This window comes from Pseudactinotalea sp. HY158 (genome assembly GCF_009660225.1).
Taxonomy (GTDB): Bacteria; Actinomycetota; Actinomycetes; order Actinomycetales; family Beutenbergiaceae; genus HY158.
In genome coordinates, this window is sequence record NZ_CP045920.1 from 2,290,655 (window position 1) to 2,314,233 (window position 23,579).

21 protein-coding genes are annotated in these 23,579 nt (G+C 73.1%); 3 read left to right on the top strand and 18 right to left on the bottom strand.

Annotated elements, in window-relative coordinates; genetic code table 11:
* Position 1: 1 nt before the first annotated feature.
* The 18 genes from thiD to mraZ all read right to left on the bottom strand — a co-directional run bounded on the left by thiD (position 2) and on the right by mraZ (position 19,133).
* A complete protein-coding gene (gene thiD / locus GCE65_RS10110; protein ID WP_153878306.1) occupies positions 2 to 832 on the bottom strand; it encodes a bifunctional hydroxymethylpyrimidine kinase/phosphomethylpyrimidine kinase in 831 nt (276 codons plus the stop codon).
* 121 nt (positions 833 to 953) lie between these two features.
* Positions 954 to 1,877: an RluA family pseudouridine synthase gene (locus GCE65_RS10115; RefSeq protein WP_153878307.1), complete on the bottom strand. Its 924-nt coding sequence runs from the start codon at positions 1,875 to 1,877 to the stop codon at positions 954 to 956.
* Entirely contained in the window at positions 1,870 to 2,820 is a 951-nt protein-coding gene (locus GCE65_RS10120) for a signal peptidase II (RefSeq protein WP_153878308.1), read from the bottom strand. Before GCE65_RS10120 ends, GCE65_RS10115 begins: the two co-directional genes overlap by 8 nt.
* An 85-nt stretch (positions 2,821 to 2,905) precedes the next feature.
* Entirely contained in the window at positions 2,906 to 3,637 is a 732-nt protein-coding gene (locus tag GCE65_RS10125) for a DivIVA domain-containing protein (RefSeq protein WP_152818321.1), read from the bottom strand.
* A gap of 114 nt (positions 3,638 to 3,751) precedes the next feature.
* Positions 3,752 to 4,042 carry a YggT family protein gene (locus GCE65_RS10130; RefSeq protein WP_153878310.1) on the bottom strand — a complete coding sequence of 97 codons (291 nt, stop codon included), beginning with the start codon at positions 4,040 to 4,042 and terminating at the stop codon, positions 3,752 to 3,754.
* Between the two features lie 2 nt (positions 4,043 to 4,044).
* Positions 4,045 to 4,503 (bottom strand): cell division protein SepF, encoded by a 459-nt coding sequence (locus tag GCE65_RS10135; protein ID WP_152818322.1) that lies wholly within the window; start codon positions 4,501 to 4,503, stop codon positions 4,045 to 4,047.
* 106 nt (positions 4,504 to 4,609) lie between these two features.
* The gene (ftsZ, locus tag GCE65_RS10140; RefSeq protein WP_153878311.1) at positions 4,610 to 5,869 is read right to left on the bottom strand and encodes a cell division protein FtsZ; all 1,260 of its coding nucleotides are present in this window, start codon (positions 5,867 to 5,869) and stop codon (positions 4,610 to 4,612) included.
* Positions 5,870 to 6,076: 207 nt separating this feature from the next.
* Positions 6,077 to 7,108 carry a cell division protein FtsQ/DivIB gene (locus GCE65_RS10145; protein WP_153878312.1) on the bottom strand — a complete coding sequence of 344 codons (1,032 nt, stop codon included), beginning with the start codon at positions 7,106 to 7,108 and terminating at the stop codon, positions 6,077 to 6,079.
* Positions 7,101 to 8,468 (bottom strand): UDP-N-acetylmuramate--L-alanine ligase, encoded by a 1,368-nt coding sequence (gene murC, locus GCE65_RS10150; RefSeq protein ID WP_153878313.1) that lies wholly within the window; start codon positions 8,466 to 8,468, stop codon positions 7,101 to 7,103. The genes GCE65_RS10145 and murC overlap by 8 nt, the downstream gene beginning before the upstream one ends.
* Positions 8,465 to 9,718, bottom strand: coding sequence for an undecaprenyldiphospho-muramoylpentapeptide beta-N-acetylglucosaminyltransferase (murG, locus tag GCE65_RS10155; RefSeq protein WP_228759891.1), 1,254 nt, complete (start codon positions 9,716 to 9,718; stop codon positions 8,465 to 8,467). Before murG ends, murC begins: the two co-directional genes overlap by 4 nt.
* The gene (locus GCE65_RS10160) at positions 9,711 to 10,991 is read right to left on the bottom strand and encodes a putative peptidoglycan glycosyltransferase FtsW (RefSeq protein WP_153878314.1); all 1,281 of its coding nucleotides are present in this window, start codon (positions 10,989 to 10,991) and stop codon (positions 9,711 to 9,713) included. Before GCE65_RS10160 ends, murG begins: the two co-directional genes overlap by 8 nt.
* A complete protein-coding gene (gene murD, locus GCE65_RS10165) occupies positions 10,988 to 12,598 on the bottom strand; it encodes a UDP-N-acetylmuramoyl-L-alanine--D-glutamate ligase (protein WP_228759892.1) in 1,611 nt (536 codons plus the stop codon). The genes GCE65_RS10160 and murD overlap by 4 nt, the downstream gene beginning before the upstream one ends.
* Complete coding sequence (gene mraY / locus GCE65_RS10170; RefSeq protein ID WP_153878315.1) at positions 12,595 to 13,677, bottom strand: phospho-N-acetylmuramoyl-pentapeptide-transferase; 1,083 nt, start codon at positions 13,675 to 13,677, stop codon at positions 12,595 to 12,597. The genes murD and mraY overlap by 4 nt, the downstream gene beginning before the upstream one ends.
* A complete protein-coding gene (gene murF, locus GCE65_RS10175; RefSeq protein WP_153878316.1) occupies positions 13,674 to 15,146 on the bottom strand; it encodes a UDP-N-acetylmuramoyl-tripeptide--D-alanyl-D-alanine ligase in 1,473 nt (490 codons plus the stop codon). The genes mraY and murF overlap by 4 nt, the downstream gene beginning before the upstream one ends.
* Positions 15,147 to 15,303: 157 nt before the next feature.
* Positions 15,304 to 17,112: a penicillin-binding protein 2 gene (locus tag GCE65_RS10180; RefSeq protein WP_152818329.1), complete on the bottom strand. Its 1,809-nt coding sequence runs from the start codon at positions 17,110 to 17,112 to the stop codon at positions 15,304 to 15,306.
* Positions 17,105 to 17,506 carry a septum formation initiator family protein gene (locus tag GCE65_RS10185; protein ID WP_152818330.1) on the bottom strand — a complete coding sequence of 134 codons (402 nt, stop codon included), beginning with the start codon at positions 17,504 to 17,506 and terminating at the stop codon, positions 17,105 to 17,107. The genes GCE65_RS10180 and GCE65_RS10185 overlap by 8 nt, the downstream gene beginning before the upstream one ends.
* Positions 17,503 to 18,519: a 16S rRNA (cytosine(1402)-N(4))-methyltransferase RsmH gene (gene rsmH / locus GCE65_RS10190; protein ID WP_153878317.1), complete on the bottom strand. Its 1,017-nt coding sequence runs from the start codon at positions 18,517 to 18,519 to the stop codon at positions 17,503 to 17,505. The genes GCE65_RS10185 and rsmH overlap by 4 nt, the downstream gene beginning before the upstream one ends.
* 185 nt (positions 18,520 to 18,704) lie before the next feature.
* Positions 18,705 to 19,133, bottom strand: coding sequence for a division/cell wall cluster transcriptional repressor MraZ (gene mraZ / locus GCE65_RS10195; protein WP_152818455.1), 429 nt, complete (start codon positions 19,131 to 19,133; stop codon positions 18,705 to 18,707).
* A 201-nt stretch (positions 19,134 to 19,334) separates the two neighbouring features.
* On the opposite strand from mraZ, the gene GCE65_RS10200 reads away from it, so the two are divergent.
* The 3 genes from GCE65_RS10200 to GCE65_RS10210 are packed head-to-tail and all read left to right on the top strand — an operon-like array spanning position 19,335 to position 23,577.
* Positions 19,335 to 20,387: a MoxR family ATPase gene (locus GCE65_RS10200; RefSeq protein WP_153878318.1), complete on the top strand. Its 1,053-nt coding sequence runs from the start codon at positions 19,335 to 19,337 to the stop codon at positions 20,385 to 20,387.
* 2 nt (positions 20,388 to 20,389) lie between these two features.
* On the top strand, positions 20,390 to 21,469 hold the full coding sequence (locus GCE65_RS10205) for a DUF58 domain-containing protein (RefSeq protein ID WP_153878319.1): 1,080 nt from the start codon (positions 20,390 to 20,392) through the stop codon (positions 21,467 to 21,469).
* Complete coding sequence (locus GCE65_RS10210; RefSeq protein WP_153878320.1) at positions 21,466 to 23,577, top strand: transglutaminase domain-containing protein; 2,112 nt, start codon at positions 21,466 to 21,468, stop codon at positions 23,575 to 23,577. Before GCE65_RS10205 ends, GCE65_RS10210 begins: the two co-directional genes overlap by 4 nt.
* Positions 23,578 to 23,579: the final 2 nt, after the last annotated feature.

Here is a 23,579-nt window from a genome sequence, read left to right on the forward strand (position 1 = left end):
GTCAGTCCAGGGTCAGTTCGGTCACCGCGACGGCCTCCGCGCCGGGAACGAGGCGCAGGACGTCGAACGGCGTGTGGCAGGCGAGGCGGTCGTGGATGCCGCGGGTCACGAGGCCCTTGGCCGTGCGCACCGCGTCCAGCACGTCCGCCCCCTTGGCAAGCTCGGCCGTGATCGCGGCGGCGAACGTGCAGCCGGCTCCGCTCACGCGCTCATCGCCGACCTTCGGCGCGGAGAACGCGATCGTCCGTTCGCCGTCGTAGAAGACGTCGACGGCGTCGGCTCCGGGCAGTTCGACGCCGCCCTTGGCCACGACGTAGGCCGGGCCGAGGGCGTGGATGCGGCGGGCCGCCTCGGCGAGCTCCGCCACCGTGGAGATCGACTCCATCCCGGCGAGGGTGCGAGCCTCGAACACGTTCGGGGTGACCACGGTCGCGAGCGGGAGCATGCGGGCCTTGAGGGCGTTGTCCGTGTCGAGCGCAGCACCCGGCTCCTGGCCCTTGCAGATGAGCACCGGGTCGAGCACGACGTGCCGCCACTGCCGGCGCCCGAGCGAGTCGGCCACGACGTCGATCGTCGCCGGCGTGCCGAGCATGCCGATCTTGACGACGTCGAGATCGTGGCAGGCCGTGGCCGCCTCGATCTGGTCGGCGATGACCTGCGGGTCGAGCGGAACGAAACGGTGCCCCCAGTCGTTCGCCGGGTCGAACGAGACGATGCACGTGAGCGTGCCCATCCCATACGTGCCGAGCGCCTGGAACGCCTTGAGGTCCGCCTGGATACCGGCTCCGCCGGTGGCCTCGGATCCCGCGATGACATAGGAGAGTGGAGTCACGCGGAACAGTTTACGCCCGCCGCGCGCGCCCACCGAGCAGCCGGCCTGCACCACCGGTTCCACGGCAGGCCGGAAGGACGACTGGCCGGAAGGACGACTGGCCGGAAGGACGGGCGCAGGCTCAGGGGTGATCGCGCAGGGCCGCGAGCGCGGCGGCGAGATCCTCGGGGTACTCGCTGCGCACGACCGTCCACTCCCCGCTGCGGGGATGGTGGAACCCCAGGGCCATCGCGTGCAGCCACTGCCGGGTGAGGCCGAGCCGACGGGCCAGGGACGGATCGGCGCCGTAGGTCAGGTCGCCCACGCAGGGGTGACCGATCGCCGAGGTGTGCACACGGATCTGATGGGTGCGCCCGGTCTCGAGGCCGATCTCGAGCAGGCTCGCGCCCCGCACGGCCTCGATCACCTCGTAGTGGGTGACCGACGGCCGCCCGTCGGTCGTGACCGCGAACTTGTAGTCGGCCTTGGGGTGGCGCCCGATCGGGGCGTCGATCGTGCCGATCGACGGGTCCGGCAGCCCCTGAACGAGAGCGTGATAGGTCTTGGTCACGGTGCGTTCCTTGAACGCGCGCTTGAGCACCGAATAGGCGAGGTCGGTCTTGGCGACCATCATCAGGCCCGACGTGCCCGCGTCGAGCCGGTGCACGATGCCCTGACGTTCCGCGGCCCCGGAGGTGGAGATCTGGTACCCGGCCGCGGCGAGGGCCCCGGGAACGGTGGGCCCGGACCACCCGGGGCTCGGATGCGCCGCGACCCCGACGGGCTTGTCGATGACGACGAGGTCCGGGTCGTCGTAGCGGATGAGGAGGCCGGGCACCGGCTCGGGCGGCGGGGGCGCTTGGACGTCGGGGAGCTCCACCGTGATCCACGCGCCGGGCGCGAGCCGGTCGGACTTCCCGGCCGGGACGCCGTCGAGGGCGACCCCACCGGCCTCGGCGAGCTCGGCGGCCCGGGTGCGGCTGATCCCCAGGAGCCGGGACAGGGCGGCGTCGACTCGATCCCCCACGAGCCCCTCGGGCACCGGCAGGGAGCGGATCTCAGGCACGAGAATCGTCCGGCCCGTCGGCCGGGGCGGAGCCGACCGACTCAGCAGTATCGGCGGTGGCTGACGGGTCGGCCGTCTCGGCGGATTCTGCCACGCGCGCGGACTCGACCGGGGTGGCTGCCTCGGCGCTGTCGGCGGGCTCTGCTGTGTCGGCTGTACCCGTCGTGTCCGCTGTGCCCGTTGTGTCGGCTGTGTTAGTTGTGTCGGCTGTGTTGGCTGTGTCGACGTGACCGTCGCTCCGGCCGTCGAAGCCGATCCCCATGAACGTGAGCACGCCCATGCCGATCGCGGCGGCCACGATGAAGATGTCGGCGACGTTGCCCACGAAGAAGCCGTTGTAGTTGATGAAGTCGACGACGTACCCGCGGCCGAAGCCCGGCTCACGGAAGAGCCGATCGAACAGGTTGCCGAGGGTGCCGCCGAGGAGGCCGGCCAGCACGAGCGCCCAGGCGCGGGAGCGCAGATTGCGGGCCACGCGCACGATGACCACCGAGACGCCCGCCGCGGCGATCGTGAACACCCAGGTCATCCCCTCGGCGAGGGAGAAGGCCGCGCCGGAGTTGAAGACGAGCTGGAAGCCGAGCAGATCGCCGATCACGGGCCGGTAGCTGCCGGGCTCCAGCGCCGACATCGCCCAGAACTTGCTCGCCTGGTCGGCGATGAAGTACACGAGCGCGAGCCCGACGACGAAGAGCAGCGGCACCCGGCGTCGTCCATCGGCCGTAGTCTGCCCGGTCTGCCCGGTCGGCACTCCGGGCTCATCGGGCTCGTCGGGCCGACCAGGCTCATCAGCATCGCCGGACCCCGCGTCCGTTCCCTCGAGCCGCGACCACTTCGGCCTGGCCGCCTCGACGTCGGGGGCCTGCCCGCCGAGATCGACCGCGGGAGAGCTCCCGGGCTCCTCGCGCTCAGGCGTGGGTTCGGCGGGGGTGCGGGAGGTCATGGGTGCCCTTCATGGCAGCCGAACGGCGGACCCACAGGGGATCCGCCGTCCGGTTCGATTCGATCCGAGAATGATCGGTGCGGCGTCAGTAGCGACGCAGGTCGTTCTGGCCCGTCTGGCTGGTCTGACCGAGCGAGGAGGTGCCCGGGCCGCGTCCCTCGACGTCGCTCAGCAGGCCCTCGAGGTAGCTCTTGAGGCGGGCGCGGTAGTCGCGCTCGAAGCCGCGGAGCTCGTCGATCTTGTGCTCGAGCACGTTGCGCTCGGTCTCGAGCTGGCTCATCGTGCGGTTACGGACCTCCTCGGCCTCGCCGACCATCCGCTCGCTCTCGGTGCGCGCCTCGTTGATGAGGCGGTCGGCCTCGGTCTTGCCGTTGGAGACGTACTCGTCGTGGAGCCGCTGGGCGAGCTGCAGCATGCCGGTCGCCGACTCGGGCTCGTTCGCGGCCTCCGCAGGCGCCGACACGGGGGCCGGGGCCGATGCCACCGACGCCGCCGACACGGGCGCCGAGGAGACGATCGCCTCCGGCTGCTCCGGCGGAGAGGACTCCTCCGGCGACGGGGTCGAGCCCGCCGGCTCTCCGGCCGAGGCGGACTGGACCGGGGACTGCCACGACGGCTGGGCGGCCGACTCGGCCGGCGCCTCCGCGCCACCGGCGGCGAGGCGGGCCTTGAGCTCCTCGTTCTCGGCGTAGACCGCGCGCAGGGTGTTGACTACCTCGTCGAGAAAGTCATCGACCTCGTCCTGGTCGTAGCCCTCGCGGAACTTGGTCGGCTGAAACTTCTTGTTGAGGACGTCGTCTGCGGTGAGCAGGGACATGGTCGTCACCTCGGATTTTCGTTCGAGTCTGAGAGCGTGAGTCGGTCGTGCAGGTTCAGGAGACAAATCTAGCCGATGGCGCGGCGCGGTCTCTCCCGATCCGGTGGCGCATCGTCACCGTGCCATCCCGGCCAGGATGTTCAGGAGGATCGAGCAGCCGATGAGGAGGATGAGGAAGGCCAGGTCGAGCGCGATCGAGCCGATCCGCAGCGGGGGGATGAGTCGGCGCAGCCCCTTGATCGGCGGGTCGGTCACCGTGTAGACGCCCTCCGCGATGATCAGCACGACGCCGGAGGGCTTCCAATCCCGGGCGAACACCTGGATCCAGTCGAAGACGAGCCGGACGAACAGCGTGATCATGAACAGCAGCACCACCAGGTAGGCGACGCTCAGGAGGATCTGCACACTCAGCTCTGGTTGAAGAAGCGGGCCTGCTGGCCTTCGGGCTGGGACTCCTCGGAGGCGATCTCGACCGTGGCGGGTGAGAGCAGGAACACCTTGTTGGTCACGCGCTCGATCGCGCCGCGCAGTCCGAACACGAGCCCGGCCGAGAAGTCCACGAGCCGCTTGGCGTCCGCGTCGCTCATCTCGGTCAGGTTCATGATGACCGGCGTGCCGGACCTGAACGCCTCACCGATGACCTTCGCGTCGTTGTACGTGCGCGGGTGCACCGTGGTGATCCGCCGCAGGCTCGAGCGGGCCGTGGGCAGCGGCGTGATCTCGGCCTGCTCCACGTGACGGTAGTCGTCCTCGTAGTTCGCCTCGTCGATGTAATCCGTCTCCATCACCTCCTGGCGGTCCTGCTCTTCCTGCTGGGCCTCCGAGAGGCCGAGGTACAGCATGGTCTTGCGCAGCGCTCCGGCCATGGTTGCTCCCTTGAGTGGTGGCTGATCGTGTTCCAGACGCTAGACCAGCGGGCCCGACGGAGCGGGCAGCCGGGTCGGCGTGTCGGAGGGAAGCGCGCGACGTCGCTCACTTGAGGAAGTCGGGCACGTCCAGGTCGTCGTCGCTCGAGCGGCGTCGGGGCTCGTCGGCGAAGACGCGCGGCACCTCCATGCTCACCTCGGGGGCCGAGGTGACGGCGGGCGAGGTGCCGGACCCGTTCCACTGGTCCGCGCGCCGGGGCGCCGGCTCCGCGGGCCGCTGGGGCTCCGGCGCGGGCCGCGCGGGCGAGGCGACCGACGGAAGGGGTGCTGCGTCGTCCTCAGGCACCCGGCTGGGCACGGCGGGAACCGCCGGCTGCGCGGCCGGACGCGCGGCGGGCACCTGCTTGCGCGGCGTGGGGCTGCCGGAATCGAAGCCGGCGGCGATGACGGTCACGCGGACCTCGTCGCCGAGGGCGTCGTCGATCACGGCACCGAAGATGATGTTCGCCTCCGGGTGGGCCGCCTCCTGCACGAGGCGCGCGGCCTCGTGGATCTCGAACAGGCCGAGGTCGGAGCCGCCCTGGATGGAGAGCAGCACGCCGTGGGCGCCGTCGATGCTCGCCTCGAGCAGCGGCGAGGAGATCGCCAGCTCGGAGGCCTGGACGGCGCGGTCCTCCCCGCGGGCGGAACCGATGCCCATGAGCGCGCTGCCGGCGCCCTGCATGACGGACTTGACGTCGGCGAAGTCGAGGTTGATCAGGCCCGGGGTGGTGATGAGGTCGGTGATGCCCTGAACACCGGAGAGGAGCACCTGGTCGGCCGACTTGAACGCATCGAGCACCGAGACGTTGCGGTCGGAGATCGAGAGCAGGCGGTCGTTCGGGATGACGATGAGCGTGTCGACCTCGGCGCGCAGCGCCTCGATGCCGGAGTCGGCCTGGACGCCGCGGCGGCGCCCCTCGAACGTGAACGGGCGCGTGACCACGCCGATCGTCAGGGCTCCGAGCGAGCGGGCGATCTTCGCCACGACCGGGGCTCCCCCGGTGCCCGTGCCGCCGCCCTCACCGGCGGTGACGAAGACCATGTCGGCCCCGCGCAGCACCTCCTCGATGTCCTCGGAGTGGTCCTCGGCGGCCTTCTTGCCGACCTCCGGGTCGGCCCCGGCACCGAGGCCGCGGGTGAGCTCGCGGCCGACGTCGAGCTTGACGTCGGCATCGGACATCAAGAGCGCCTGCGCATCGGTGTTGACGGCGATGAACTCCACGCCCTTCAACCCGACCTCGATCATCCGGTTGACGGCATTGACACCGCCACCGCCGATGCCCACGACTTTGATGACCGCCAGGTAGTTCTGCGGTGCCGCCACGTCGTTCCCTCTCGTCGCCGATCGCAACCTTCAACCTCAGGTAGAGGCTTAAAGTTATGTCATTTTCCTGCACCGATGACCGTAGGTGTGCGGGCCGTCGGGGGCAACGACATTCGCGGGCGTGTTTCGCGGGCGGGTCACCACCGGGCGGAGCGGATCCCCCACACCGGCGTGGTCACGGGTCCGCGCCGGGCCGCACCGGGCCGATCAGGAGGTCGTGGGTGAGAGCGGCTCGGCGACGTTGTAGACCGACGCCTCCACCTGGAGCAGGGTCTCGAGCACGGCGGCCTTGAGGTCGCTCTCCTCGGCGCTGCCCCACTCGACCCTTGCGCCGTCCGCGAGCTCGAGCCGGATCGTCTCCGGACCGGTTGCGCTCACGGCGGCCACCTCGACGTCGTCGGCCAGCGAGGCCATGACCGTGAGCGCGGCCTCGACGGTCGGACCGGTGAGGTCACCGATCGGCACCTCGACCACGGGCAGCCCCTCGGGCGCCTCCTCGAGGTGATTGAGCTCCACCCCGTCGGCATCCACGACGACGTAGGCCCCCTCGTGCTCGACCGCGGCCTCGGGCTTGCGCGCGACGACGTCGACCTCGAGGCCGTGCGGCCATGAGCGGGTGATCGTCGCCTCCTTGACGCCGATGATCGACTCGATCCCGGCGACCATCCCGGCGGTGTCGAGGCGGGCGAGCGGCGTGCCGACCGCGGGCGTGACGAAGGCCGCGATCTCCTCGGTCGAGGCCTGCGCGGAGCCCCCGGTGATGGCGATCTCCGACTCCTCGAGGGCCAGCCAGGGCGAGAAGCCGACCACCCAGCCGAGGAATCCGAGCACGAGCAGGGCACCCGCGCCGATGCCGACCAGGCGCATGCGTCGGGCCCGGAGCGCGGCGCTGCGTTCGGCGAGCCGGTCGGCCAGCCCCGTGCTCACCGTCGGTGCCGGCCGCGCGGGCGGCCCGGGAAGCTCGACGGGCGGCGTGCGGCGGTTCAGCCGGGCCGGCCGGATCCGCGGCGGGATCGCGGCCGGGCGGGCGTCCGACTCCGCGATTCCATCGGTCGGCTCCGGCGCGCTGGTCGGGCTGATCGGGCTCCCGGGACTGAGGGGGCTCGCGGCGCCGGCCCGGCCCGCGTCGACGCCGGGCCCCGGCTCGACCTGCCGATCGGGCGGCGGCGACGGGGGCGTCGGCAGGGTCGGTCGTGGCCGCGGGTTCGCCGGCGCGAAGGACGGCGGCGGCTCAGCCATCGTCGCCGTCCCGGCGCGCGCGCAGGGACGCCACGAGCCGGGGGCCGAGGGCCGTCACGTCGCCGGCGCCGATCGTGAGCACGAGGTCGCCCGGCCGGGCGTCGCGCCGGATCGCGTCGACGGCGTCGTCGAACGAGGCCGCGGGCCGCAGGGCGGGCGCGGCATCGGTGATGAGCGCGGAGGTCACGCCCGGCTGCGGCTCCTCCCGGGCGGGGTAGATCGGCAGCACGAACGCCTCGTCGGCGAGCGCGAGGGCGCCGGCGAACTCCGCGGCGAACGCGGCCGTGCGGGAGAACAGGTGCGGCTGGAACACGGCGAGCACCCGGCCCGGTCCGGCGACCTGCCGGGCCGTGCGCAGGAGGGCGGTGACCTCCGTGGGGTGGTGGGCGTAGTCGTCGATCACGCGGATGCCGCCGACCTCGCCCTTGGTCTCGAACCGGCGGGACGTGCCGCCGAAGGTGGCCAGCGCGTCCGCCATCGCCACCGGCGACACCCCGAGCTCCACCCCGGCGCACCAGGCCGCGGCGGCGTTGAGCACGTTGTGCTCCCCGGGCACGGCCAGGTCGAGCCGCAGCGACAGGTCGTCGGTGGTGAGCACCGCGCTCGCGCTCCCGGCCCCGGAATGCAGGTGCTCGAGGCGGACGTCGGCCCCCGGCGAGGTGCCGTACGTGCAGGCGCGGATCCCCCGGGCGGCCGCGAGGGCCGCGAGCGCCGCCGAGCCGATGTCATCGGCGCAGGCGACGAGCAGCCCGCCGGGAACGATCCGGCCTGCGAACTCCTCGAAGGCGGTGTAGACCGCGCGGACGCTGCCGTAGTGATCGAGGTGGTCGGGTTCGATGTTCGTGACGATCCCGATCCGGGGGCGGTAGTTGAGGAACGAGCCGTCCGACTCGTCGGCCTCGGCCACGAACGGGCCCGTGCCCGCGTGGGCCCCGGAGCCGACGCCGACGACGATCGCACCCACGGCGAACCCGGGATCGAGCCCGGCCTCCCGGAGCGCGACGGCCAGCATGCCCGAGGTCGAGGTCTTCCCGTGCGCCCCGGCGACGGCCACGAAGTCGGCGTCCGCGGCGGCCATCGCGAGCGCCTCGGAGCGGTGGATCACCTCGATGCCGCCCGCCCGGGCCGCGACGAGCTCGACGTTGTTCTCGCGGATCGCGGTGGAGACGACCACGAGGTCGGCCCCGGCGACGTGGTCGGCGTCGTGGCCCACCCAGACCCGGGCGCCGAGGCCGCGGAGCCGGTCGAGCGCGGTCGACTCGCGCTGGTCGGAGCCCTGGACGTCGTGTCCGGCGGCGAGCAGCAGCTCGGCCACGACGCTCATCCCGGCCCCGCCGATGGCGATGAAGTGGATCCTCATGACGACGCCCCCGGGGTCGCCTCGCCGGCACCACCGTCGGCCCCGTCGCCGGCGCCGTCCTCGGAGCCGTCACCGGCCCCGCCGTCTGCCCCGTCCTCGGAGCCGGCGAGGATGGCGAGGATCGTCGCGGTGAGCCGCTCGGCGCCGTCCTGGACGCCCGCGGAGGCCGCACGGTCGGCCATCTCCGCGAGCGCCGCGGAATCCTCGAGCAGCGGCACGACGACCGACTCCACCCAGGCCGGGGTGAACTCGGAATCGGGAACGAGCACTCCCCCGCCGGCGGTCACGACATCGGCCGCGTTGAGGCGCTGCTCGCCGTTGCCCACGGGCAGCGGCACGTAGATCGCGGGGAGACCGAGCGCCGTGAGCTCGGCGACCGTGCCGGCGCCGGCGCGGCAGACGACCAGGTCCGCGCAGGCGAGCGCCTGGGCCATGTCCACGAGGTACTCGGCCACGTGATAGTCCGGGCCTGGCCCGCCGTTCCCATCAGGCTCGTCAGATCCAGTAGATCCGGCAGATCCAGTGGGTCCGGCGGACTTGCCGCGCCCGGTCAGGTGGTAGACCTGCGCCCCGGTGCCGAGCAGGGCGGGGGCCGCGGCGGGCATGGTCTCGTTCAGGCGTTGCGCCCCGAGTGAGCCGCCCGTGACGAGCACGATCGGCCGGTCCGGGTCGAGCCCGAGCGCGGCGGCGCCGGCGACCCGGGCGGCCCGGGCGTCGCGCCGCCGGGCCTCGATGAGCTCGGAGATCTGTGGCCGCAGCGGCAGGCCCACGGTCACGGTGTGGCGGCGGGATCGCAGCGGTGTGCCGGGGAACGTGAGGGCGATCGTGTGCGCGAACCGGGCGCCGAGCCGGTTCGCGAGGCCGGGCCGGGCGTTCTGCTCGTGGATGACCACGGGCACGCCCGCGCTGCGGGCGGCCAGATAGGCGGGGGTGGAGACGTAGCCGCCGAAGCCGACGACCGCCCCCGCCCGGGGGCTGTCCTCGATGGCCGCGCGGGCCGCGGCGACTGCGGCGCGCCACCGGGAGGGGAAGGTGAACAGGGCCGGCGAGGGTCGGCGTGGCAGCGGCACCTTCGGGATCGGCACGAGGTCGAATCCGGCCGCGGGCACGAGGTCCGCCTCGAGGCCCTCCGCGGTTCCCAGGACGGTCACCTCGATGCCCGCCGCCCGCAGGCCCGCGGCGGTGGCCAGGAGGGGGTTGACGTGGCCCGCGGAGCCTCCCCCGGCGAGCACGACCCGGCGCTCAGCCACGCCCGCGCCTCGGGGCGAGCACGGCGAGCGAGGACCGCAGGCCCGCCGAACGCGCCTGCAGCACCTCCCGGCAGCCGGGTTCGGTGCGCGCGAACGCGATGACGAACGCGAGCGCGGCCATGGTGGTGACCAACGAGGATCCTCCCGAGGAGATGAGCGGCAACGGCACCCCGATGACCGGGGCCATGCCGATCGCACTGGCGATGTTGATGAGCGCCTGGCCGATCACCCAGGCGGCGATCGCGGCGGTGGCGATCTTGGCGAACGGGTCCGGGTGGCGCTTGATGATGCGCATCATCCCGATCGCGAGCAGCAGGTACAGCCCGAGCACCACGAGCGCGCCGAGCAGCCCGAGCTCCTCCCCGATGATCGCGAAGATGAAGTCGTTGTCGGCCTCGGGCAGATAGAGCCACTTCGACCGGGACGCTCCGAGACCCACCCCGAACAGGCCGCCCGTGCCGAACCCCTGCAGCGCGCGGATCGACTGCATGCTCGTGCCGAGCGGATCCGACTCCCCCCGGCCGAGGAACTCCGTGATGCGGTGCATCCGGTTGCCGGAGGAGACGACGAACGCGGCGACCACCCCGACCGCGACCATGCCCACCCCGTAGAACATGATCCGCGGCACCCCGGCCACCCAGAAGGCGCCGGCGATGAGGAGTCCGAAGATGAGCGCGGTGCCCAGATCCCGGGTGTAGAACACCATGCCGATCATGTAGGCCGACATGACGCCGCCGGGCAGCAGCACGTGCTTCCAGTCCTTGAGCAGCGGCCCCTTCGCTGCGAGCACGGCCCCGAGCCACACGGCGAGCCCGAACTTGGCGAACTCGCTCGGCTGGAAGTTCTGCCCGGCGATCGAGACCCACGCCGCGTTCCCGCCCTTGCTCAGCCGGAACGCCGGCACGAACAGCAGCAGCTGCATCGCGGCGGTGAGGAGCAGGATCGGCCAGCTGAGGAACCGCAGCCACGAGACCTTGAGCCGGGAGACGACGATCATGAGCGGCAGCGCGAGCAGCGCGAACTTCGCCTGCGAGAGGAAGCCCTCGAACGGGGTGCGCCCGCCGGTGGCCTTGAGCGAGTAGACGGTCGAGGCCGACAGCACCATGACCAGCCCGATCGCCAGCAGCGCCGCGGTCGTGCCGACCACGAGATAGTAGGTGGCGGTCGGCGCGTCCCAGGCCGCGATCCGCCGGCTCGATCGTTTGGGGACGGCGTCGCTCGCCGCGGGCGCTCGGCCCCGGGCGGCACGGCCGGGCCGCTCGATCACGCTCATGCCTGCGCCTCGAGGTCGCGCACCGCCCGGACGAAGGCCTCGCCCCGGGCCGCATAGCTCGCGAACTGGTCCATCGAGGCTCCCGCGGGGGCGAGCAGGACCGTGTCGCCCGGGTGGGCGAGCGCGGCGGCGGCTCGGATCGCGGATCGCATCACATCATCGTCGCCTGGGTCGACGCGTACGCGCGGGACCTGCGGCGCGTGTCGCGTGAGCGCGTCGGTGAACGGCTCCTCGTCGACGCCGATGAGCACGGCGGCCCGCAGCCGGTGGCCATGCGCGGACACGAGCTCGTCGAACCGGGCGCCCTTGGCGAGCCCGCCGGCGATCCACACGATCGAGGAGGCCGGGTGCCCGGCGAGGGCCGCCGCGGCGGCGTGGGCGTTCGTGGCCTTCGAGTCGTCGACGTAGTGCACGCCGGCCACGGTGGCGACGTCCTCGAGGCGGTGGCGGCCCGGGTCGTAGGCCCGCAGTCCGCCGGTGACGGCCTCGGGGGGCACGTCGTCGGCGCGGGCGAGCGCCGCCGCGGCGAGGGCGTCGGCGACCAGGTGCGGGGCGAGTCCGGTCGGGCCGGCGAGCCGGGCCAGGTCGCTCAGGTCCGCGAGCACCTGACCGTGAGAGTGCCGCCCGTGGATGAAGGCCCGGTCCACGAGCGCGGTCTCGACGAGGCCGACCTGGCCCACGGCGGGGGCGGCGAGGGTGAACCCGATCCCCCGGGCGCCCTCGATCACGTCGGCCCGCTCGACGAGCTCCCGGGTGATCGGGCTCGCGTCGTTGTAGATGCACGCGCGCCGGGTGTGGGTGTGGATGCGGCCCTTGTCCGCGGCATACGCCTCGGCCGAGCCGTGCCAGTCGAGGTGGTCGTCGGCGAGGTTGATCACGGCGCTGGCCACGGCGGAGACGGAGGAGGTGAAGTGGAGCTGGAAGCTCGACAGTTCCACCGCGAGGGCGTCGAGTGGCCGGCCGGAGCCGCGGGAGCCGAGCACGGTCGTGGCGATCGGCACGCCGACGTTGCCGACGGCGGGGGCGTTGCGCCCCGCCGCGGCCAGGATCGCGGCGAGCATCCCCACGGTCGTGGTCTTGCCGTTCGTTCCGGTCAGGGTGAGCCAGTGCGTGGCCGGGTCGCTCAGGTGCCAGGCGAGCTCGACCTCGCTCCAGATCGGTATCGACCGTCCGCTCTGTCGGCTCTGTCGGCTCTGTCGGCTCCGTCCGCCCTCTCCGCCCTGCCTGCTCTGTCCGCTCTCGTCACCCGTGCCGCGTCGGCCGCCCACCGCGCGGATCACGGGATGGCTCGGCGCCCACCCCGGGGAGGCGACGAGCAGGCTCGCGCCCGCGGCGACCGCGGATCGGGCGCGGTCGGCGAGACGGTGCGGGTCGTCGTCCGTAATCACCTCGACCGCCGCGGGCAGGCCGGACAGCTCCGCGGGCGACCCTCCCTCGAGCACGGTCACGCGCGCGCCGAGCTCGGTGAGCGCCGCGGTGGCGGACCGGCCGGTGGCGCCCCAGCCGGCGACGAGCACGTGGGCGCCTGCGAACGCCTCCGGGCCGCGCCGCGCGGACGGGTCCGCGAGCGGCGCCGCGAACCGCCGGTTCGGCTCGAGCGAGGTCACCGCGCGATCCACTCCCCGTAGAAGATCGCGACGCCGACCGCGACGAACAGGGCGGCGATGATCCAGAAGCGGATGACGATCGTCACCTCCGCCCAGCCCTTGAGCTCGAAGTGGTGGTGCAGCGGGGCCATCTTGAACACGCGCCTGCCGGTGGCCTTGAAGAAGCCGATCTGGATGACATCGGAGAGCACGATGAGCACGAACAGGCCCCCGATGATCGCGGTGAGCAGCTCGGTGCGGGTGAGGATCGACAGGCCGGCGAGGGCGCCGCCGAGGGCGAGGGAGCCGGTGTCGCCCATGAAGATCCGCGCGGGCGAGGCGTTCCACCACAGGAAGCCGACGCAGGCGCCGACGATGGCGGCCGAGGCGATGGCCAGATCCTGGGGATCGCGGACCTCGTAGCACCCACCGCCCACCTGGGAGAGGTTCTGGCAGTTCTGGTTCGACTGCCACAGCGTGACCACGACGTAGGCCCCGAAGACGAGCATGCTCACGCCCGTGGCGAGCCCGTCGAGCCCGTCGGTCAGGTTCACCGCGTTCGACCAGGCGGTGATGAGGAAGTTCGACCACAGCACGAAGAGCACGACGCCCAGCCCCACGCCCCAGTAGGCCAGGTCCCAGCCGAGGTCCCGGGTGAAGGAGATCTGGGTCGAGGCGGGCGTGCGGAAGCGCTCGTTGGGGAACTGCAGCACGAGCACGGAGAAGACGACGCCCACGGCGCCCTGGCCGACGATCTTCCAGACCGGACTGAGGCCGAGGGAACGCTGCCGGCTGATCTTGATGAAGTCGTCGAGGAAGCCGATGACCCCGAGCCCGACCATGAGGAAGAGCAGCAGCAGCCCCGAGATCGACGGCAGCCGGCCCGCGAACACGAACGCCAGCGCGAACCCGGCGAGGGTCGCGCCGATGATGACCACCCCGCCCATCGTCGGGGTGCCGCGCTTGGTGAAGTGGGCGGTGGGGCCGTCCTGGCGGATGAACTGGCCGTAGTTGCGGCGCGTGAGGAAGCGGATGAACGGCGAGGTGCCGGAGAGTGAGACGAGCAGGCTCACGCCGCCCGCGACGAGGACGGCGATCACGGGGCACTCACCTCGGCGAGGTCGGCGACGAGCCGGTCGGCGAGCCGGGCCAGCCCGGCGCCGTTGGAGGACTTGAGCAACACGATGTCGCCGGGGCGCAGCTCGGTCAGCAGCACGGTCAGGGCCTCCTCGATCGTGTCGACATGGGCGGCCTCGGCCCCCCAGGAGCCCTCCTGGACGGCGCCGGTGTGGATCGGGCGGGCGCCCTCGCCGACCACGAGGAGCTTGTCGATGTTCAGCCGCACGGCCAGCCGGCCGATCGCATCGTGTTCGCCGATGCTGTCCGGGCCGAGCTCGCGCATCTCCCCGAGCACGGCGATGGTGCGGCGCCGCTCTCGGCCCGCACCGGCCCGCACGCTCATGGCCGCGAGGGCCTTGAGCGCGGCCCGGACCGATTCGGGGTTGGCGTTGTAGGCGTCGTCGACGATCCGGATGCCGCCGGCGGTGTCGATCAGGTGCATGCGGTGGGCGCTGGCCGGGCCCGTGCGCGCCAGTCGGGCGGCGACGGCGTCCGCGCTCAGCCCCAGTAGGAGGGCCGCGGCGGCGGCGGCGAGGCCGTTCACGACGTGATGCTCCCCCACGAGGGCCAGACTCACCTCGGTCGGGCTCGTTGCGCCCGCCGCACCGCCGGCGCGTCCGGTCAGGGTGAAGGACGCGCGGCCGTCGTCGTCGGTGCGCACGTGGGTGGCGCGGAAGTCGGCCTCCGGGCTCTCCCCGAAGGTGCGCACGTGCTCGGTCAGGCCGGCCATCGCGGCCACCCGCGGGTCGTCGAGGTTGAGCAGCGCGACCCCGCCGGGGCGCAGCCCCTCGACCAGCTCGGCCTTGGCGCGGGCGACCCCCTCGATCGAGCCGAAGCCCTGCAGGTGCGCGCGGCCGACCTTGAGCACGATCGCCAGGTCGGGCGGCGCGATCGAGGTGAGGTAGGTGAGGTTGCCGGGGGCGTCGGCGCCCATCTCGAGCACGAGGGTGCGGGTCTGCTCCCCGGCGCTCAGCACCGTGAGCGGCAGGCCGATCTCGTTGTTGAAGGAGGCGACGGGGGCGACGACCTCGCCGAGCTCGCCGAGCAGCGCGGCGAGCAGATCCTTCGTGGTCGTCTTGCCCACCGAACCGGTCACGGCCACGACGTCGAAGGGGCGCCCGGCCGCGGCCGCCCGCTCCCGCAGCCCGGCCAGGTGGTGGCGGGCCAGGGTGCCGAGGGCGGCGGCGGGGTCGCTCACGAGGATCTGGGGTCCCCCGCCGGGCACGAGTCTGCTCACGAGGGCGGCGGCGGCGCCGGCGGCGTGGGCCGTGGCCACGTAGTCGTGGCCGTCGACGTGGTCGCCCGGGAGCGCCACGAAGAGGGATCCGGGCCTCACCTTGCGGGAGTCGACGACCGCGTCGGTCAACTCCGCCGCTGCGGTCGGTGGGGTCCCGGGTTCAAGGGTGGCGCCGAGGAGCTCGGCGGCTAGGGACGGTGTCAGCGCGATCATCGTGTCTCGTAGGTGCGGGGCGGATGCCCACGCCTCCTCCCTGGTCTGGTCTTCGCTCCGGCCGGAGCCGGTCCTGCCCGCAATCTACCGCCGTCCCGGGTCCGCGGGGGGACGGCGCCCCGGGAACGTCGGCTTCGTCACGGCCCGTCACAACCCGTCACGATCCGTCGTCCACGACGAGCCGGTACGGCTTCGGGTCCGTGGTCGAGGGCTCGATCCCCCGGCTCGGAAGCGCGTAGTTGGCGATGTCGTGGAACACGGGCGCGGCGATCGTGCCGCCGTAGAAGCCGCTCGTGGGCCGGTAGACGACCACGCCGATGATGAGCTCGGGATCCTCGGCGGGGGTGATGCCCACGAAGGAGGCGGCCGTGTCGGTCAGGCCGCCGGCCCGGTCCCGGATCTGCGCGGTGCCGGTCTTGCCCGCGACCCGGTAGTTCTGCAGGCCGGCGCGCTTTCCCGTGCCGTGATCGGCGTTGACCACCGATTCGAGCATCCGGATCATCTCCCGGCTGTGCTCGGCCGAGACGACCCGCACGGGATCGGGCCGCTCCGGCACCGTGGTCCGCCCGTCGCAGTTCATCGAGTCGATGAGGCGCGGGGCGATGGCCACCCCGTCGTTCGCGACGGTGGCGAAGACCCCGGTGTTCTGCAGCAGGCTGACGTTGAGACCCTGCCCGAACATGGTGGTGTACCGCTGGCGGCCGTCCCAGGTGTCCGGCTCGGGAACGAGTCCGGCGGTCTCGTTCGGCAGCTCGATCCCGGTGGGCTCGCCCCAGCCCATGAGGCGCATGTACTCGTACCGGGTCTCGTCGCTCATGCGCGAGCCGATGTTGATCGTGCCGGTGTTGGCGGACTGGGCGAGCACGCCGGCGACGGTGAGGACCTGGTCGGGGTGCGGGCTGTGATCGGTGAAGGTCTGCCCGTTCGGGGTCGTGAGCTGATACGGGTCGTTGATCGCGGTCTCCGGCTCGACCTCGCCCTCCTCGAGGGCGGAGAGCACGGTGAGCACCTTCCCGGTCGAGCCCGGGTCGTAGAAGCCCTGGACGGAGTTGAGCCGCCACGCCGAGTCCGGCCCCTTGCCGGGCTTGTTCGGGTTGCCCGAGCCCGAGTCGGCGAGCGCGAGCACGCGGCCGGTGTCGGCCTCGATGACGACGGCCGCCCCCCATTCGGCGCCGTAGGTCTCGACCGTCTCGTCGAGCACCTGCTGGCTGTGCCACTGCAGATCCGAGTCGATCGTCAAGGTGACGTCGCAGCCCGGCACGGCCGGGGTGACCTCCTGGATGCCGGTGGGGATGGTCTGGCCACCGACGCCGCGTTCGAGCACCTGGGAGCCGTCGGTCCCGGAGAGCTCGGACTGCAGCCGGTACTCGAGGCCCGCCGCGCCCTCGCCGCTGCCGTCGACGAAGCCGAGCATCGAGCCGGCCACGGTCTGATTGGGGTATTCCCGGCGCTGCGAGTGCTCGGCGTACAGGCCGGGGATCCCGAGCTCACGGACCTGATCCCAGAGCTCGCGCGTGACGCCGGCGGCGATGAGGTACCAGCCGTTCGTTCCCACGAGGTCGGCGCCGAGCTCGGCGCGGTAGGCGGCGTCCTCGACCCCGGCGGGGCTGCCGAGCACGGAGATGAGCTGGTCGGCGGCGGCGAGGGCGCCGCGGCCGATCGTCTCGCCCTCGTCGTCGGTGAGCACGTAGTCGGGCAGCTGGGAGAGGTCGGCGCGGATGTCGAAGGTCTCGACCGTGGTCGCGAGCACGACGCCGTTCGCGTCGAGGATCTGGCCCCGGGCGGCGGGGATCGGCTCGGGCCTGCTCACCCGCAGGTTGCGCCCCTCCTGCGCGAGCGCCGGGCCCGCGATCGCCTGCACGTACACGAGCCGGGCGGCGAAGACGATGACGAGCACGAGCACGATCGCCATGATCCACTTCTGGCGCTTGGCCGGGTCGCCGACCGCCGTCATCGGGCTACTCACCGCCGCCCTCCACCTTCGGGCCCACGACGCTCCCGTCGGCCAGGCGGATGAAGCTCACCTCGGCGCTGCGGACCATGCCGAGCTCCGTGGCGCGCCGGGCCAGCCGGGCGGGCGCCGAGAGCTCGTCGACCTCGGTCGCGAGTTCCTGGTTGGTCTGCGAGAGCCGCGCGAGCTCCACCTCGGTGGAGTGGATGTCGTAGGCGGTCGCCGCCATGGACGTGTTGAGCATGAGGGCCACGAGCATCGCTCCTCCGAGGATCGTGATGCACAGGAGGAAGAACGGCACGCGGGAGCGCGCCGCGGCGGGGGCGTGGACGAGCCGCAGCTTCGGGCGGCGGGTGGCCGGGGCGGACGGCCGGGTGGCCGGGGCGCGAACGGCGCGGGCGGCGGTCATGAGACCTCCTTCGGCAGGGGACGGATCCGCTCGACGGCGCGGAGTCGGACCGAGGCGGCCCGCGGGTTGCGCTCGATCTCCTCGGCGTCGGCACGCTCGGCCCCGCGCGTGAGCAGCCGCAGGAACGGCGCGTGGTCGGGCAGTTCCACGGGCAGGTCCGGGGGCGCGGTCGAGGTGGCCCCGGCGGTGAAGGCGCGCTTGACGAGCCGGTCCTCGAGCGACTGGTAGGAGAGCACCACGATGCGGCCGCCGACGCCGATCGAGTCGATCGCCGCGGGGATCGCGCGTTCGAGCACGTCGAGTTCGGCGTTCACGGCGATCCGCAGCGCCTGGAAGGTACGTTTGGCGGGATTCCCGCCGGTGCGCCGGGCCGCCGCCGGAATGGCCCCGCGGACGAGGTCGACGAGGGCCGCCGAGTGGGTGATCGGGTCGAGATCGCGGGTGCGGACGATCGCGGCGGCGATCCGACCTGCGAACTTCTCCTCGCCGTACCAGGACAGGATCCGGCGCAGCTCGGCCTCGGGCGCGCTCGCGATCAGGTCGGCGGCCGTCGTCCCCCTCGTCTGATCCATCCGCATGTCCAGCGGCGCGTCCCGGGAGTAGGCGAACCCGCGGTCCGGCTCGTCGAGTTGGAGGGAGGAGACGCCCAGGTCGAACAGGACTCCCTGGACGGTCCCTCCGCCCGGGCCGGGCACGTGCGTGGCGACGACGTCGCTCACCTCGTCGTAGACGGCGTGAACCGGCGTGAACCGGTCGCGATGGCGCGCGAGCCGCTCGCTCGCCAGGTCGAGCGCCTGCGGGTCGCGGTCGATGCCGAGGACCCGCAGGCCGGGGAACGTCTCGAGCAGCAGGTCGCTGTGGCCCCCCATGCCGAGCGTGGCATCGACGACCGTCGCCCCGCGGGCACCGAGCGCGGGCGCGAGCAGGTCGACGCAGCGCTGCGCGAGCACCGGCACGTGCCGCTCTCCCGGCGAGGGGCCGGCTGCGGGGCCGCCGCTGCGTGGCTGGTCCATGGGCTGCTTTCGGATCGGGGCGAGGGGAACGGGTGGAGCGATGTGGAGGGATCGGTGGAGCGGGGTGGAGCGGACCGGGAGGGCGGCTGTCGGAGCCACCTGGCCAGGACTCCCCCCGACTGGTTCTGCCGCCGGGGAAGTGCGTCAGAACCGCGGTGAGAGACCTCGCCCTGTGGCGATCCGAATCAGAGGCCGCGCACCACCTCCTCGGTCAGCTCGGTGTAGAGGTCTTCCTGTTCCTCGAGGTAGGTCTGCCAGGCCGCGGCGTCCCAGATCTCGATCTTGGTGCCGGAGCCGATCACCGCGAGATCGCGGCTCAGGCCCGCGTACTTGCGCAACACGGCCGGGATCGTGACCCGGCCCTGCTTGTCGGGGATCTCGTCCGAGGCGCCCGAGAGGAACACGCGGGTGTAGGCGCGGTTCTGCTTGGAGGTGAGCGGGGAGTCCTCGAGTTCGGCGAGCACCTGTTCGAAGCGCTGGCGGGGGAAGGCGTAGAGGCAGCGCTCCTGCCCGCGGGTGACGATCACGCCCGGTGCCATGGCCTCGCGGTACTTCGCGGGCAGGATCAACCGACCCTTGTCGTCGAGCTTCGGCTCGTACGTTCCGAGGAACATGTCACCCCCGATCTTCATCCCGGCTACACCAACAGGCCCCACATTACTCCACTTCCCTCCCTCGTCAACGGATACGGGCCCGAATCATCGACTCCGATCGGCGGAATCCTCAGGATCCTGCTGGTGGAGGGATCCGCGATCCCACACGTCCGGGTGCCCCGCCCGGTCCCGCCCCGCCGGGCGCTGGATTAGGCTCTCGTTATGACATCGGCCACACTCACCCTCGACCTCACGGGCCTCGAGCGCTCGCTGGCTCGGTCCCTGCACGGTCGCCCCGAGGTGGTCCGGCTCGCGAGCGCGGTCTTCCTCGCCCGGGGGCACCTGTTGCTCGAGGACGTGCCCGGCGTGGGCAAGACGACCCTGGCCAAGGCACTGGCCCGGGCCGTGGGCGGCACGGTCGGGCGGATCCAGTTCACCCCGGACCTGCTGCCCTCGGACCTCACCGGAATCACGATCTACCGGCAGCAGTTGAACGAGTTCGAGTTCCGCCCCGGGCCGCTGTTCGCGACGGTGGTCATCGGCGACGAGATCAACCGGGCCTCGCCGAAGACCCAGTCGGCGCTGCTCGAGGCGATGCAGGAGCGTCAGGTCACGGTGGACGGCACGACGCACGCCCTGCCCGAGCCGTTCATGGTCATCGCGACGCAGAACCCGGTGGAGATGGCCGGCACCTATCCCCTGCCCGAGGCCCAGCGGGACCGCTTCATGGCCCAGACCTCGATCGGCTACCCGGACGCCGAGCACGAGTTGCGCGTGCTCACCGGCAGGCCGGATGCCGAGCACGCCGCCGATGCCCCCCATGGCGGCAATGGCAGCAATACCGGAAATGGCGGCAATGGCGGCAATGGCGGCAACGGCAGCAATGGCAGCAATGCCGGAAATGGCGGCAATGGCGGCAATGGCACGGCTGCGAGCGCCCTCGACCCGGGAGCCGCGGCCGCGGCGATCGACCAGGTGAGCGGGGTCTACGTCGCCGAGGCGGTGCACCGCTATGTGCTCGCCCTCGTGCGGGCGACCCGGGATCACGCCGACGTCGCCCTGGGAGCCTCCCCGCGGGCCGGGCTGCACCTCGTCGCGCTCGCGCGGGCCTGGGCCGCGCTGGCCGGGCGGGACTTCGTGCTCCCCGACGACATCCAGGACATCCTCGTGCCCGTGCTCGGGCACCGGCTCGCGCTCACCCGGGAGGCCCGATCGGCGGGCCGAACGCCCGCCCAGGTGCTCGCCGAGCTGCGCGCACAGCTGCCGGTGCCCTGAGCGTGCCTCGACAGTCGACCCGTCCCCGGCCGCCGCTGCCGACGGCGCGCGGGGTCGGCCTGCTCCTCGTCGGGCTCGCCCTGGCCGGGGCAGGGGCGACGACCCGGCGCCCCGAGCTCATGTGGTTCGGGGTGGCGCTCGTGTGCCTCGTGCTCACCGGCCTCGGGTACGGCCTCGTGCGGGCCCCGCTGGATCGGCGCGTCCGCGTCGTCCGGGTGCTGCGGCCCGCTCGATTGCAGGTCGGCAGGCCCGCCGCGATGGACCTGTCCGTCCAGGGCCCGATTCCCCCGTGGTCGCAGCTGAGCGATCGGATCCCCGAGGGTGCCCGCCGCACCGGCGGCGCCGTCTCGGCGACGATCGAGGCCCGCCGGCGCGGACGGCTGCGGCTCGGCCCGGTGCTGCTCACCGGATCCGACCCGTTCGCCCTGACGCGGTGGCGCCGGGTGACCCGGCCGAGCACCCTCGAGGTCGTGTGGCCCCGGACGGATGCGATCGAGGTGGACACGCCCTGGGGCGAGCTGAGCGTGGCCACGCGGCCCGCCGGGCATCCGGTCGGCGACGTGGACGACGCGACGCTGCGCGAATACCGGCCCGGCGATCCGCTCGAGCGCGTGCACTGGAAGGCGACCGCCCGGCACTCCACGCTGCTCGTTCGCCAGGAGGACCCGTCCGAGGCCGAGCTCTTCCACGTGGTCCTCGTTCCCGGCCGGGCCGCGGATGCGGAGGGCCTCGACCGGCTGGTCGACGTCGCCGCCTCCCTGCTCGCCTCGGTCCACGGGGAGGGCTGGGCGGTGACCCTGTGGACTCCCGATCCCTCGGGCCGGCTCACCGGCCGGCCGGTGCCGGTCCTGGCGGACGCGCTGACCGACCTCGCGCTGCTTCCGGGCCCACCGCCCGGCCCCGTGGAGCCGCCGCGGGGCGCGCTCGTGGGCACGGCGCTCGTGGTCCTGGGCGAGGAGGACCCCGCGACCATCGGCGCACTGCTCGACTGGGCGAGCCACCCGGGCCTTGCCCACCTGCCCCGGCCCGGGACCTGGGTCGCGCGGTTCGAGCGGGCCGGCTGGGGGGTGCGGATCATATGAGTGCCCGGGCCGACTCCCGTGCGCCCGCGGCGGCCGACGTGGTCACGTGGGCGGCGCTCGTGGCCGCCGTGCTCGCCCCGACCACCGTGCTGCGCCCTCTCATCGATCCCGCGGCGTGGTGGTCGATCACGGTCGCGGGCCTCGCGGTCGCGGGACTGACGCTCGCGCTCGCCCGGCCGCGGATCCGGCCCTTCGGCGTGCCGAGCCTCCTCGCGGCGGCGACCGGCTCGCTCGCCGTCATCGCGATGGAGAACCCGCAGGAGCGCTGGCTCGTGCTCCCCTCCCCCACGGCGCTCACGGCGGTGGCGGCTCGCGTGCGGGCGGGGCTCGAGGCGATCTCCTCCCAGGCGGCCCCCGTCGAGGCGGAGGCGGGCCTCGGGCTCGTCGTGGCCGCCGGGGCCCTCGTCGCCTTCCTGCTGGCCGAGGCCTTCGCGGTCGGCTGCCGGGCACCCGCCCTCGCGGGCCTGCCGCTGCTCGCGCTGTGGACCCCCGCGCTGCTGTGGAACGGCCAGGTCGCGGGCGCGGCGATCGCGGTGACGATCGGCGCCTTCCTGCTCGTGCTCGCCGCGCAGGCACGACCGGAACGGGCGCGCGGCTCGGTCACGGCCACGGCCACGACGCTCGCCTGCGCCGCCGTCGCGCTCGCGCTCGCCGTCGCCGTCGTGCCCCGGGTGGCCGCACTGGACGTGCCGCGCACGTACACCGACATCGCCGCGGCGGGGTCGGGGCAGCGGCTCGACCTGGGCCTCGACCTGCGCGACGATCTCATCCGCGGACCGAACTCCCCGGTGTTCACCTACACCGGCGTGAGCCCGGGCGAGCTCGGAGCGCTCCACACCCATACCCTGAGCGACTTCACCGGGCGCCAGTGGCGGGCCCGGTCCACGGCCGAGGAGCACATCGTGCTCACGACCCGGCTGTGGCCGACCGCTCCCGATCCTTCGGCCGCGAACGAGGAGGTGACGTTCACGCTCCCGGGGGTCCCCGACGGCCGGCTTCCACTGCCGGAGATGCCGCGCGTGGCGCAGACGCCGCAGGCCTACCTGCCCGAGCGGGACGAGCTCATGGCCCAGGACGAGGGCGGGCAGAGCCTCACGCTCACGCTCGTCGAGCGGCCGGACTCCCTCGACTACTGGCGCGGCCTCGACCCCTCGACCCTCGACCGGAACCCGACGTACCTCGACGTGCCCGCCACGGGCTTCGAGGACGAGATCGCCGCCCGCGCGGCCGAGGTGACCGCCGGCGCCGCGAGCCCGTACGAACAGGTGCTCGCGATCCAGAACTACCTGCGCAACGATCCCTCGTTCCAGTACACGACCTCGGTGGGGCCCGAACACACGAACGACGCGGTCTGGGACTTCCTCAACGACGGCCGCGGCTACTGCGTGCAGTTCGCCACCGCGATGATCGTCATGGTGCGCACCCTCGGGATCGAGGCCCGCATGGCCGTGGGCTACCTGCCCGGCGACGACGAGGGCGGGGGCGGGGTCGTGCGCGCCCACGACGCGCACGCCTGGCCCCAGGTGCGGTTCCCGGAGGCCGGCTGGGTCCGGTTCGAGCCGACCCCCTCCGACCGCACGTCGACGGCTCCGGCCTGGGCGTCCGACCCCGCCGACGCGCCTCCCACCGAGGCGCCGAGCACCACGGCGTCCACCGAGCCCGCGAGCGAGGACCCGACCACCGCGACCTCGACCACGGCCGCCGCGGCGATCGCCGGGGAGGATACCGGCGGCTCCACGCGCGGGTGGACGCTCGCGCTCGCGGCAGCGATCGTCGCGGCGGCGGCCGCCGCCGGGATCGTGCTCACCCGCCGCCGGGATCGCGAGCGGCGGGCCACGTCGATCTCAGCCGCCTGGGACCATGCGCTGCGCATGCTCGGCCGGTCCGGGCTGGACGACGTGGACGCGCTCACCCCGCTCCAGGTGGCCGCGCTGGGGGCCGATCGACTCGGCGAGCTCGAGACCGCCGACGGCGCAGCGGCGATCGCCGCGCTGCGCTCGCTCGCGGTCGCGATGAACGACCACCGCTACGGCCCGGCCGGATCGCGGGCCACTCCCGAGCAGGCGTGGCGGTGGGCCGACCAACTCGCCGCCGCGCTCGGCGGGTAGCG